This is a genomic window from Marinobacter sp. B-12, assembly GCF_056857915.1.
In genome coordinates this window covers 18,435-31,380 of record NZ_JBSXOB010000034.1, presented here as the reverse complement: position 1 = coordinate 31,380, position 12,946 = coordinate 18,435, and the positions used below count along the sequence as shown (strand labels likewise).

Below are 12,946 nucleotides of genomic sequence, written 5' to 3'. Positions count from 1 at the left end.
ACGAACAGATTGTCGATAACGACAGGAGATACTGTGTCTGACAGACAGGATTTTGATCTTATTGTTGTGGGAGCCGGCTCCGGCGGTGTAAGACTGGCGCGCATGTCGGCAGCCAAGGGAGCTCGAGTAGCCGTGGTTGAATCGCGCTACCTGGGCGGGACCTGCGTCAATGTGGGTTGCGTACCCAAAAAATTGTTTGTCTATGGTTCCCACGCCGGAGAAGACATTGAGGACGCTGCGGGGTATGGATGGAACGTTCCCGGCGACCAGGTGAGCTTTGACTGGACCAGACTGGTTGCCAACAAGAACGCAGAAATCGAACGTCTTAACGGGATCTATGGGCGTATGCTGGCCAATGCCGGCGTTACGGTGATTGAAGGCACCGCGTCGCTGACCGACGCTCACACCGTTGTGGTGGGAGAGCGGTCCTATACCGCGAAGCATATCACCATTGCCACCGGCAGTTGGCCAGTGGTCCCGGATGTACCCGGCAAGGAATGTGTTCTTACCTCGAACGAGATGTTTTACCTGCCGCAAATGCCGAGGCAGGCAGTGGTCTGGGGCGGTGGTTACATAGCGGTAGAATTTGCCGGTATTCTTGCCGGGCTTGGCGTTAAGACAACACTTCTTTATAGGGGGGATCTGTTTCTTCGCGGCTTTGATGACGACATCCGAGAGTTTACTGCTGCGGAAATACGCAAGAAGGGCGTCGACCTGCGCTTTGGCGTCAATATCGAATCCATCGAGAGCGAGGACACCCACTACAACGTCGACCTGACCGATGGCTCCCGTATGAACACTGGTCTTGTGATGGCGGCTACCGGGCGCCGTGCATTGGTAGATGGCCTGGGGCTTGAGGCACTTGGGGTTCAGCTCAGTGCCTCCGGCCACGTAGTTGTAGACGATCACTTTCAGACAGCCGTGCCCTCCATTACAGCCCTCGGAGATGTTATCGGCACACCCCAACTGACGCCGGTGGCGCTGGCACAGGGTATGGTGCTTTCTCGCCGACTGTTCGGAGACGGCCAGGGCGAGATGGACTATACAAGCATTCCTACGGCGGTATTCTGTCAGCCCAATATCGGAACGGTCGGCCTGACGGAAGCGGAGGCAAGGGAAGCCGGGCATAAGCTCCGTATCTACCGGTCGGAGTTCAAACCGATGAAACATGCCTTGAGTGGGCGGGATGAGCGGTCACTGATGAAACTGGTGGTGGACGCTGACACAGGCCGGGTGCTGGGCGCTCATATGGTTGGGCCCGATGCCGGGGAAATTACCCAGGGGATAGCGGTTGCCCTGAAAGCCGGCGCGACCAAAGAGCAGTTCGACAGCACCATCGGTATCCACCCGACCTCCGCCGAAGAGTTCGTCACCATGCGTGAGCCCGTCACGTAATCTTTCCGTCTTACGAAGGGCCGCTGGTTACACCCGTATCCAGCGGCTGAGTACCACTCTCAGGTTTTCTTTTCTTACTGGCTTGGCCAGGTAATCGTTCATGCCCGCTTCTCGACAGCTGGATTCGGTTCCCGGAAGAACGTCGGCTGTCAGCGCGATAATAGGTGTTCCGCCCTGGCCGTTGCTCTTTTCCCATTCCCGGATACAGCGGGTTGTTTCATAGCCGTCCATTACTGGCATCTGGCAGTCCATCAGGATAACGTCGTAGCCTGAGTGGTTGGTCTGGACAAGTTGCAGCGCCTCCTCACCATTGGCAGCAGTATCTGTTTCAAAGCCTAGCCGTTTAAGCAAAGCGGTGGCGACCCTCTGGTTCACCATGTTGTCCTCCACGACCAAAGCGCGGGCTTGCTCACTGCCAGCTTCGATGGGAGCCTTTTCTGCCTGTTCCAAGTGATCTTCCTGGGTCGCCAGTTCAAAGGGTAGTTCAAAGCGGAACTGTGATCCTTTGCCAATGTCCGTTTGAACTTTAACGTGGCCTCCCATCAGTTCCACCAGTCTCTGGACCAGCGAGAGCCCCATGCCGGTGCCGCCGTAACGACGTGAATCACCGGTATCGAGTTGCTCAAAGGAGTTAAAGATGTCTTGAATCCGCTCAACCGGAATGCCGCATCCGGAGTCGCTGACAGTGCAGTTGAGCACCAGACAGTTCTCTTCAACGGCGAAAAAGCCAGCCTGAACTTCGATGAAACCGTCGCCTGTGAATTTGATGGCATTATCGATAAGGCCCGCCAGAATCTGACGCAGGCGCGGAGCGTCACCGAGTACTACCAGATGGTCCGGCCAATCTCCCGTGAATATGGTGGACAGGACCAAACCCTGCTGCTCCGCCACATGACGGTAGCTTGCGGTGCAGTTGGTGATGAGTTCTTTTAGGTCGAATTCGCGGTTATCCAGTTCCAGCGTACCGCGGTCAATATGGGAATAGTCCAGTATGTCATTAATAACCGTCAGCAAATCCTCGGTGGACTGCCGCGCTGTCTGGAGATAGTCTTTCTGTCGCGCGCTCAGGGCTTCATCGGTCACAAGTTCGATCATCCCCAGAACACCATTGAGCGGTGTCCGTAACTCATGGCTCATAGTGGCAAGAAACTCGGATTTGGCTCGATTCGCCATTTCCGAGCGTTCACGGGCTTTTTCAGAGGAAGCCAGAGTTTCATCCCTGGATGCTTTGAGATTTCGAAGGTGCCTGGAGAGGGCGTTCAGGCTCTTCTCCAGTTCTTGGGTTTCCCGGGTGGTACCTGTAAGGCCAACCTCAACTTCTTCGTATTCGCGATTGGTCAGTTTTGCAACCCGACGGGATAGGCCGTGGATAGGTGAGACGATGCTGTTCAGTGAATGATTGACTATTAAGAGCGTAAATAACAGCAGCGAAAATCCAACCGCCAATGATGTCCAAAGGATGTCTTGCTGGCGTGCAGCGAGTTGGGCTTTGTTGACACCGACCTGAATCGTACCCACACGAAGCGCTCCCGACCCGAACCCGTAGTTTGGTTCGAACCATTCAGTCTGGCGGTATTCTCCGAGGTCAAGCGGTTGTTGCAGTATCTCCGATTCAAAAACGTCGAAGGTGTCCTCAGTACTGATATTGCCTGGGTCTTCCGCAGAGACGAATCCGACCTCGTCGCCCACCACGTTGGAGACGCTTATCCATTGAGCCCGGCTGCGCCGCAGTGATTGCGACAGAATCTGCTCAAGGGCGGCCGTGTTCCCTGAAACGACGGCATATTCGACCGCTGGTGCAAGGCTGTCAGCAAGCATTTGACTGCTATCAGCCAGATCCTTGCGGGCGTCGTCGAGCCGAGCAGACGTAAAGAACACCATCAGCACGATGAACATGACGAACGCCGGTGCGGCACCCAGTAGCAACAGCTTCCGCGTGAGGGAGATAGGCCTGCCCATACGCTTAATCATCAGACACCTCCTTGGAACCGGCAAGCCGCTCGCTGACAGACTCGACAATTTCCTCACGATCGGGCAGCGGAATGTTCAGTGAACGCGCAACCTGGCCGTTAAGCTCGATTCTGAAAACATTGGGATAGGCGGGCGGGGGGAACTGGCCGTCGAGGCGGTATTGTTCTATGTATTCAGCCGCCAGTTTGGCAATCTCGGTTAAAGGTGTATAGGTCGACGCCAGTGATCCCGCTTTAACATAGGCCTGGCTCGGGCCGATAACAATCCGGTTACGACGGTAGGCCGTCAGCAGGATATGCTTGATCGTTCGTGGGTTGTATATACCGCTGTCCGGCGCGGCCAGAATAAAGTCACCGTAGTCCAGAGCATGAATCAGCGTTGGTATCAGGTCGTTGTCGGAGCCGACGACAAATACCCGCGCCTGGAGCCCGTAGGTTGGGAGTTTGTCGAGTAGGGGGTCGTAGAGCTCGACGGTTTCGGGACGGGCAAGCATTGCCACCCGGGTGGCATGGGGTAGAATTACCTGTCCAGCAATGGCCTGTCTGATCAGCGGGGGATTGTAAAGTATGCCGGAAACCGAGCCCTCGGAGCGCTCAGCATATCCGTCAATAAACGATTGATCCACAAGCAAAGCCAGGATAGGCACATGACGGTTTTCCTGCCTGACCCGTGAGAAAGCCTTTGGTCCGAGCGCGATAACTGGTGTGGTATTGTCCTGAGACGTCTGACCGCTGTCGAAGGAGCGAATATTGACAGCACTGCCCAGCGCCTCCTCAAGCAGGGTGAGCATGCGGCGGTTTAGAGCCGAGTTCTCGGAACCGACCAGATACACCTGGGAAGCTGAAGTGGGTTGCGCGTAAGCAGGCTGAAAAGACACCGACAAGACGGCAAGCAGTGTCAGCACGGCGCCGCCCAACGCGCGCCTGGCATGGCCACTTGGTTCTTTCCCCACTTTGGTGTTGTACGTTGATTTCATACCATCCAGGGTCGGGTATCGTCCGAGTGGTGCCTTTAGAATCTTACACCAGCTTCAGCGAAGAACTGGTTATGATCCCTAATGATGTTATCAGGGCTCAGATCTGTCGTATCTTGGTCAAGGTAGTGTTGCATGGTAACGGCAAACTCATAACTATAGCCGGTTTCGAAAATGTGCCTCGCCAATCTCAGATCCAGACGCTCGAACTGGGACCGCCTGAACTCATCGGCAAAATAGAACGCCGCTGATGAGGTCAGATTAAAAGGCAGGTCCTGTATCCACGCAAAACTTCCTGAATGCCGGACCGACAACCGCCCCAACAGGTCAATGGCGTATTGTTTGTCACCGGCATCGCGATCATTGGCACCGGTATAGCGGCCATCCTGATCCAGATAAGCATAGCTCATCCTCAGCTTTGTACCGGGAAAGTCCAATGACGCCTCTACCTCAAAGCCTTTCTGATCGAGTGCGACATTGTTGTCGATGGTCCAGTCTTCTTCGTTGATGATGCCGCTGATCATGTCTCGAAGCTTGTCGTTGAAATAACGAACTTCCAGTGAAAAAGTGGAACTGTCCAGATAGTACTGGCCAAAATAGCTTATTTCCCGGGATATTATGCGCTCTTCTTCAAGTGTTTTGCCATACGTCGAGGTGGCGGGGTCGACCAGGTTACCCACCAGGAATCGTTGCCCTTCAAGAGAGGCGTATGGTGGCTGAACATTCCTGGGGCGATAGGACCAGTCCGGATTCTGTTCGAACGCATCCGGTGTGCGTACCGCCTCGGAGTAGACAAATCGGAGCGTGTGGTTGTTGGCCAGGATGAAGTTGGCGGCCACCCTGGGAGAAAAATAGCCTTCGTCCGTGGTTGTGGTTTTTTCCCAATTGCCGCCAGCGTTCAACGTAAGCCAACGTAAAGGGGAATACTCAAGGTTCGCAAAAACCTGCGACTGATAGTTGTTACCGCGGCCATTGAAATAGGTTTCAGATCGATAAGTGTCCTTACGATAACCAAGACCTGATACCAGTTTGAGGTCCGGGTTGAACAACAGGGTATCCTGAATTTCGAACTCCAGACGGGATTCCTCGATGTCTTCATTCAAGTTTGCCCTGAAAGGGTCTACTTCGTTGGCGGTGCAGGGCTCAAGATCAAAGCTGTTTCCCTGAAGAATGTTGTCAAAGGTATCCCCGGGAATGCAGATGCTCCAGCGCTGCCGGCGATCATAGTTCTGGAAGCTGGCCTGAACATGGTAGAAATGGTTTTCGGAGGTCGTCACGTTCAGGCGGGTTTGTAGATAATAGTCGTCGACAATGATGTCAGGGTGGTCATCGGCGCCGAGTTTTCCGTTCTTGATCTGGTCCTCTTCGTCAACGCCATCCACCACACCGCCGCGCAAGTCCAAACTGTACTGGCTATTCAGGAATAAACTGCTGTCGTACGTAAAGGTGTTGATGTCGTAGCCATCATGAAAGGGATAGTAGATGTCATCGTCTACCTGCTCATCAAAGCCGTCAGACTTGCGTTTCTCGTAGGCGAGGCGCCAGTTGTAGTCGCCAGAGGCGTTGCCGGCGGAACCAAACACCCTTTTATAGCCTCTGGAACCGGTAATGGCGCGGGCTTCGATGCCGGCCGTATCCTCTGGTGCACGGGTGATGATGTTGATGGTTCCGAGGAAGGCATTGATGCCGTACGCGGCGCTGTTTGGGCCACGGCTGACCTCGATTCGTTCTATGAGCTCCAGGGGAACCGGCATGGTATTCCAGTCCATGTCGGACAGGTTAGGGCGGTACGACGTACGGCCATCAACCTGAACCTGCAGTCGGCGCTGCTCATAATGTACAGTACCGTGGTAGCTAGTTACCGGACTGTTGCTCCCAACCTCGGCTACAGTCATGCCAGGGACCAGGCGAAATACTTCCACCAGGTTCATGATACCGAGATCCCGGATCATTTCGCCGGTGATGATGGTGGTCGTGCCGGGCACACGTGACTTCGGTTGCCTGAGACGGGTTGTGGTCAGTACTTCTGGAATTCTGGAATCCATTTCAAAGGCGTCCGGTGAATCGCCAAGCGCTGCCAGCTCGAAGATTTGGTCGTCGCTTTCCGCCGCTACCACCGGAACAACGGCGATGAAGGTGCCTGCAAACACCGACATCAGGCGACTGCGATAAGTATCAGGGCGAACAAGCCCCGGAAATTTAATGAGATAGGTCGTAACTGGCATGAGTGTCGTTTTATACTTTGCCGAGTGTGGGATTTTTTATGGTGAACGCTTTTTTATATCCTATGTGACCAGATTACATTTGTCTCTCTAAAATTTAATGAAAGTCTGATGAATGAGTTATAACTCTATGAATTGTTGGGAAGTATTGGGTATCGAGCCCACCGATGATCATGCCCGTATCAGGGCGGCTTATGAGCAACAGGAAAAGTTCGCCTCTGGTGAGGAGCTTGAACGGTTGCGGCAGGCTTTCAAGGAAGCAACGGGCGGCGAGCCGCAAACGGATAACGGTCCGTCCGATGCCGGTAATGAAGGTCAGCCTCAGGTGGCTGAGCCCCCTGCGACGGTAAGGCAGGAGGCTGAGGGGTTGGATGCCTCGGAACGACAGGTGGTAAGAGAGGTGGTCATCCAGGTACGAGCCCTGCTGAATGATTCCAGCCGCAGCAAGGACGCGCAGATCTGGAAAGCCATTCTCGGGGAGCCACCCGCGGATCAGTCTCATGTTCGCAGAGAAATCGCCGACGCGCTGGAGCCTCAGGTTCGGCCAATGGCGCAGAACGGCAGTTTCCCGGCGCCGGTTGTGCAGTTTCTGGCGGGGTGGTTCGACTGGCATAGCCTGCGGGACGTGCAGGAGCATGATGCCGAAGAGGACCTGGAGGCGGAAAATCCAACGGGTGATGAACAGCCACAGGAAGAACTGCCGCCGCAGATGGTTAACTTCTGGCCCGCGGTGATAGGCTGGATTGTCGGCTTGGCAGTATTAGCGACCTTGTTCAGTGGAATGGGGGGCGGCGGCTGACGCGGCCTCAATCTTGCGGCGATACGTCTGAGCCAGCATGGCCCCCACAATGACCTGAATCTGGTTGTAGCACATGATCGGCAGCACGATCATGCCAAACCCGGGGTGTCCGGAAAACAGCACCTTGGCCATGGGCAGGCCGGAGGCCAGACTCTTCTTTGAGCCGCAGAATACCACGGCAGCCTCGTCCTCCAGGCTGAACCCAAACCGGCGGACCACAAACATCGCCAATACCATAAAGAATCCCAGCAGCGCGAAGCACAACCCAATGGCCAGCAGAATCGCCTTCAAAGGCAGGTTCTGCCACAGGCCGCTTGCAACCGAATGGGAAAAAGCGGAATACACGATCAGCCAGATCACAAACTTGTCGTAGCGGGAGGCGAGCGTTTCGTGCCGAGCCAGGAAACCGCCCAACAAGGGGCGCAGGCCGTGGCCAACCGCAAACGGCAGAAGCAGTTGTAGCACGATGTCTTTGAGCGCCTCAGCCACGGAAAAGCCGCCGTCTCCTGACGTGCTGACCAGCAGCAACAGCAGGAATGGCGTCAACATCATGCCGAACACGTTGGAAGCGGCAGCGCTGCAAATGGCAGCGGGCACGTTGCCCTTTGCCATGGCGGTATAGGCAATCGAGGAAGAGACGGCCGACGGCAGCACACCCAGGTACAGGAATCCCAACCCCAGATCTGCCGGCATCCACTGAGGCGCAAAGCGGCTGATTTCATTGATGGGCAATGCCATCAGGGGAAAGAAAACGAAGGTGAAAGCGGTAATGATGATGTGCAGGCGCCAATGGGTGGCACCGGCTACAATCTGTTCACGTGAAAGCGCCGCGCCATGGAGGAAAAACAGGAGTGCCACGGCCACAGTGCCTGCGGTTGCCAGGGCGTTAGCGGCATCACCACGTACCGGCAGGAACGTGGCGAGGACAATCGCACCCAAAAGCAGTAGCGTGAAAGTATCTAGCCTGAATTTCATGGATGCGTCTTCCCCAATGCTCTAAGGCTTGGCTGGAGCAAGGCCTTCGACAGCGCTTCCGCCTTAACGGGGTCCTGTCGTCGGATCGCCGCCAGTAGCAGTTCGTGATCCTCCTGGGAAGGTTCAGGAAGTTCTGAATCGAGTTCGGTCAGTTCAATGGTTTGTGTCACCGCATGGGCAAAATAGTCGTAAAGCTCCGACAGGGCAGGGTTGTGTGAAGCCGCGACCAACGCCGTATGAAAGGCGTGATCGTGACGGATGCGGCTTTCAACATCGTCACCGGCTTTCGCCCGTTCATCCAGGGCGAGTGTCATTCTCTCCAGGTCCTGTGCGTCCCGACGCTCCGCAGCGAGCTTCGCAGCCTCGGTCTCAAGCATGATCCGTACTTCGAGCTTGTCTCTTAACTGAGCGCGGTTGATTCTCCGCAGGGTTTCTCCCGCGTCCTTTGTGGCTCGAACGTAGGTGCCGTCACCCTGGCGCGTCTCCAGCATGCCAACATGCACCAGGACCCTGACCGCTTCACGAACGGTGTTACGGCTCACGCCGAGGGATTCCGACAGTTGGGCTTCAACGGGCAGCCGTTCGCCAATTGCCCAGTGACCTTTTTCAATGGCCTGGCGCAGGCTTTCTATGGCGGTTTCGACGAGAGACCCCTTTGAGATTCTGGCGAGCTGCATGTTTAAGATCCTGGTAAATGATGACCCAATCATCCTATGAATATATTCGAGCTGTCAAATCGACGAATCTGGATAGAGTAAATAGAGGCTAAACGGAAGGGTGCAGGAACTCGTAGTCATCCGGGTTCACCTCTCGTGTGGCCTTGCGGTAGGTGAAGGTAAAGCCAGGCCAGTTCACCGTGTTCTTACCATCACTGTCCAGATACCAGGAGTGGCAACCGGAATCCCACACGCTGTTTTTAAGCTTGGTCTGAATGCCCTCAGAGAACGCTCGAAGCCGATCCGGTTTTACATCCATAGCCGTGCCGGGTGTTGCGTTCAATATATTGATGCAACAGAGCACATACCGGACCTGCGACTCCAGCATGTACACGATGCTGTTGTGGGCGAGGTTTGTGCTGGGCCCGTAGAGCATGAAAAGGTTGGGGAATCCGGAAACCGTAATGCCCTTGTAGGCCTCAGATCCATTGGCCCAAGCCTGGTTGAGCGACACGCCATTGCGGCCGGTGATGTCCATCGGCGACAGGAATTCCGAGGCTGCAAATCCGGTCCCCAGGATTATCGTGTCTAACCGGTGCAAAGAGCCGTCGGTAGTAATCACACCTTCCTCCACGACACGCTCAATACCAGTGGTGACGAGCTCGACGTGAGACTGATCAACGGCTGAATACCAGTCGTTGGAAATCAGTATCCGTTTGCAGCCTATCTTATAGTCCGGAATCAGATGCCTGAACTTCTCGGGATCGCGAACCTGGTGTTTGGCAAAACGCTTCGCCTGCCAGGCAAAGATTTCGAGCAAGCTGTTAAAACGGGTGAAAGCGAGGGCGCGACTTTCGTTCTTCCAATAGATCAGGAAACGATAGATGCGGTCCCAGGCTGGAACCTTCTGGAACAGTGCCTGTTCCCATTTATAGAACGGCCGGTCGGGCTTCGGCAGTACCCACGCTGCAGAACGCTGGAAAAGGCTGAGAGCTTTTACCTTTGGCGCGACTTCCGGCACAAACTGAATGGCACTGGCCCCGGTGCCGATCACGCCAACGTTCTTACCACTCAGGTCGTGGCTATGGTCCCAACGGGCGGAATGAAACGTCTTGCCCGCAAAGGTATCCAGGCCGGGGATGTTCGGCCTGGCGGGCTGATTCAACTGACCGGTAGCGGTGACAATGACATCGGCGACCAGGGACTCTCCGTCGGTGGTGGTGACTGTCCAGGTGTTGGTGGCTTCGTTGAAAACTGCGTTGGCGACTTCCTTATTGACCTGAATATGCTTCGCCAAGCCATACTTCTCAACGCAGTGCTGCATATAGCCGAGAATTTCTGGCTGCAATCCGAACTTTCGTGACCAATCGTGTTTGGGCTCAAAGGAGAAGGAGTACAAGTGAGATTGAACGTCACAGGCCGCACCAGGGTAGGTATTATCACGCCAGGTGCCCCCAACCCCAGACGCTTTTTCCAGGAGGGTAAATGTCTCAATTCCGGCATTCCGGAGCTGGATGGCCATGCACAGGCCGCCAAAACCGGTGCCAATGATGATCACAGACGGTGTTGTACTGCGGACACTCTCGTTCACGGAACCTTCCCTTTAACGGTATTATGGGAATTCGGATACCGGGTAGAGTATACGTCTGACGCGAATTGCGGTAGATGGTTAGAATCGGATTAACGCAGAACCCCATGTAAACCCGCCACCAAAGGCTTCCAGCAACAGCACCTCATTTTTCTGGATGCGACCATCGCGAACGGCAACGTCCAGTGCCAGCGGAATCGACGCGGCGGAGGTGTTGCCGTGCTTGTTGACGGTCACCACAACCTGATCCATGGACATGTTCAGCTTACGAGCCGTGGCCGCGATAATCCGTAGATTCGCCTGGTGTGGTACCAGCCAGTCCACATCGGACTTCTTCATCTGATTGGCTTCCAGGGTTTCGTCCACAATTCTCCCCAGCGTGTTCACGGCAATCTTGAACACTTCATTGCCCTTCATGTGAACATGGCCCTTGCCGGCCCGGACTTGATCGAAACCATCGCCAATACCAAAGGGAACGTGGAGCAGGTCTTCGTATTTGCCGTCAGCATGGATGTGGGTCGACAGAATGCCGGTTTCCTCACTGGCCTCCAACACGACGGCGCCGGCACCGTCACCGAACAGCACACAGGTGCCTCGGTCTTCCCAGTCCAGAATGCGGGAGAACAGCTCCGCGCCAACCACCAGAACCTTCTTGCTGCTGCCGGTTTTGATGAACTTGTCAGCAACAGACAACGCATAGACAAACCCGCTGCAAACAGCCTGGATATCGAACGCCGGGCAGCCATGAATATCGAGTCGCGCCTGTAGGATGCACGCTGAGCTGGGGAAGATCTTGTCCGGAGTGGATGTAGCGAACACAATCAGGTCAATGTCGGCAGGCTGAAGACCGGCGGCTTCAATGGCCTGGCGGGATGCTTTTTCAGCAAGATCGACAGTGGTTTCACCTTCTACGGCGATGTGTCGCTGTTCAATGCCGGTACGCTCACGAATCCACTGGTCGCTGGTGTCGACGACCTTCTCCATGTCTTCGTTTGTCATGACATTCTCGGGCAGATAGGAGCCCGTGCCGACAATTCGCGCGTACGTCATGTGCTAGTTTCCTCAGGTGAACGGATCAATACTCAGATTCTTTCAATCATCCTATACCCTATTGATCGCTCCCAGCTATTAGCATTTTGTCAAAGATGAGCGGGAGATACCCCGGAAAAGCTGGTACTCAGCCTGTAATCAGCTATACCTGTAGACAGGAACTCTTGTTGTGAAGGAGTGCTGCTGATGACAGACCTTCCCCTCGGTATGAAGTATTACCTGCTTATTCTCACCTCAAGCCTGATTGAAGACCTCAATGACTATGGCGTCAAATGGATCGCCAACGAACCGGGCATCGCGATTCGCGACGTGGAAAAGGCGTTTTTCTGTGCCCGGGCCCTCGAAACCAGGATGCCGGACGAACCGGGCCAGGCGGACCCGCGCCTGTGGCCGGAGCTTATGAAGTCTATACATACCATTCGGCGTGTCCTGGACGTAGTCGAGAAAACAAAGTTCGATGCCGTGATCGCCGAGGCCATGGAAACCACATCCGATATTGCCCGAGCTGATATCAAACACGTCTTCGAACAGAAACGAGAAGCAGGGGAGGTGGATTTCCGGCTTCACGGACTTCTCAACACCAAGCCGGACTCCGGCGAACCGGATCCGGCAGTGCGCGAGGTATTCATGCTGAAGCGGGCGCGTCGCTATCAGAGCTTTATGGCCTTCGACGGCGCCACGCTGAATGACGACGAGAAAGTGATATTGAATGACGCGCAATCGGTCGCCCGCCACATAATGGATGGCGACCGTGATAACCGTCGAATTGATGCGCTGCTCGTTATGGGCGCCGTGCTGATTGAAACGGCCAGCGTGAGACCGAAAGCCAGGATACCCCGACTGATCCGGGACAGCTTTGATCGCATGGCCACCAAGGCCGCGATGGCTCTCGGTGCCATTGTCTACCGTGACGAGTATCGTGAGTTTAAAGCTTCTCTCGGATTGGAACGGCTGGATTCGGATTTATAGGGAGTTGCTTTATAACGTTTTAACGGTTCACAACTCCCGATGATGAATGGCATGCTGACTGACCACTCTGCGAAAAGAAGGAGACGAGGTAATGGGCATTTCCAACCACGAACTTCATAACGAATTTCCCCAGTTTGGCGAGTTGATCGACGAACTGAAAAAGAACGACCCGACGTTCCAGCACCATTTTCGGCAGTACGCAGAGCTGGATCAGGAAATCGAAGGCCTGGAGCGCAGGGATGCACCGATCGGGGACGATCAGTTGCACCAGATGAAACAACAGCGCCTGCAACTGAAAGACGACCTGTATAAGACGCTGGTAAAGAAGTCGAACGGGGCAGCATAGGT

The 12,946-nt window shown here is 55.0% G+C and carries 11 protein-coding genes; 4 read left to right on the top strand and 7 right to left on the bottom strand.

Going from position 1 to position 12,946, the window contains the following annotated elements; all coding sequences use genetic code 11:
* Window positions 1-33: 33 nt before the first annotated feature.
* A complete protein-coding gene (gorA, locus tag AC13D2_RS03840) occupies window positions 34-1,395 on the top strand; it encodes a glutathione-disulfide reductase (RefSeq protein ID WP_292048135.1) in 1,362 nt (453 codons plus the stop codon).
* 27 nt (window positions 1,396-1,422) lie between these two features.
* Here the strand turns inward: gorA and AC13D2_RS03835 are convergent, their stop codons facing one another.
* From AC13D2_RS03835 to AC13D2_RS03825, 3 genes are read right to left on the bottom strand one after another with little or no spacing between them, the layout of a single operon-like run.
* Window positions 1,423-3,366, bottom strand: coding sequence for an ATP-binding protein (locus tag AC13D2_RS03835; protein WP_292048134.1), 1,944 nt, complete (start codon window positions 3,364-3,366; stop codon window positions 1,423-1,425).
* A complete protein-coding gene (locus tag AC13D2_RS03830; protein WP_292048133.1) occupies window positions 3,359-4,342 on the bottom strand; it encodes an ABC transporter substrate-binding protein in 984 nt (327 codons plus the stop codon). The genes AC13D2_RS03835 and AC13D2_RS03830 overlap by 8 nt, the downstream gene beginning before the upstream one ends.
* 35 nt (window positions 4,343-4,377) lie before the next feature.
* Entirely contained in the window at window positions 4,378-6,495 is a 2,118-nt protein-coding gene (locus tag AC13D2_RS03825) for a TonB-dependent receptor plug domain-containing protein (RefSeq protein WP_367190958.1), read from the bottom strand.
* Window positions 6,496-6,691: 196 nt separating this feature from the next.
* On the opposite strand from AC13D2_RS03825, the gene AC13D2_RS03820 reads away from it, so the two are divergent.
* Entirely contained in the window at window positions 6,692-7,360 is a 669-nt protein-coding gene (locus AC13D2_RS03820; RefSeq protein ID WP_482938241.1) for a J domain-containing protein, read from the top strand.
* Here AC13D2_RS03820 and AC13D2_RS03815 read toward each other — a convergent pair.
* From AC13D2_RS03815 to AC13D2_RS03800, 4 genes are all read right to left on the bottom strand, one after another.
* Entirely contained in the window at window positions 7,322-8,335 is a 1,014-nt protein-coding gene (locus tag AC13D2_RS03815; protein WP_292048129.1) for a bile acid:sodium symporter family protein, read from the bottom strand. The two genes, AC13D2_RS03820 and AC13D2_RS03815, sit on opposite strands and share 39 nt — an antisense overlap.
* Window positions 8,332-9,012, bottom strand: coding sequence for a FadR/GntR family transcriptional regulator (locus AC13D2_RS03810; RefSeq protein ID WP_292048128.1), 681 nt, complete (start codon window positions 9,010-9,012; stop codon window positions 8,332-8,334). The genes AC13D2_RS03815 and AC13D2_RS03810 overlap by 4 nt, the downstream gene beginning before the upstream one ends.
* An 88-nt stretch (window positions 9,013-9,100) precedes the next feature.
* Window positions 9,101-10,582: a flavin-containing monooxygenase gene (locus tag AC13D2_RS03805; RefSeq protein ID WP_300496299.1), complete on the bottom strand. Its 1,482-nt coding sequence runs from the start codon at window positions 10,580-10,582 to the stop codon at window positions 9,101-9,103.
* Window positions 10,583-10,660: 78 nt separating this feature from the next.
* Window positions 10,661-11,629 carry a beta-ketoacyl-ACP synthase III gene (locus tag AC13D2_RS03800; RefSeq protein WP_292048124.1) on the bottom strand — a complete coding sequence of 323 codons (969 nt, stop codon included), beginning with the start codon at window positions 11,627-11,629 and terminating at the stop codon, window positions 10,661-10,663.
* 186 nt (window positions 11,630-11,815) lie between these two features.
* Between AC13D2_RS03800 and AC13D2_RS03795 the strand changes: the two genes are divergently transcribed.
* Both AC13D2_RS03795 and AC13D2_RS03790 read left to right on the top strand, forming a co-directional pair.
* A complete protein-coding gene (locus AC13D2_RS03795) occupies window positions 11,816-12,598 on the top strand; it encodes a hypothetical protein (protein WP_482938240.1) in 783 nt (260 codons plus the stop codon).
* Between the two features lie 91 nt (window positions 12,599-12,689).
* Window positions 12,690-12,944, top strand: a complete 255-nt coding sequence (locus AC13D2_RS03790) for an HP1242/YdcH family protein (RefSeq protein ID WP_292048120.1) — start codon at window positions 12,690-12,692, stop codon at window positions 12,942-12,944.
* Window positions 12,945-12,946: the final 2 nt, after the last annotated feature.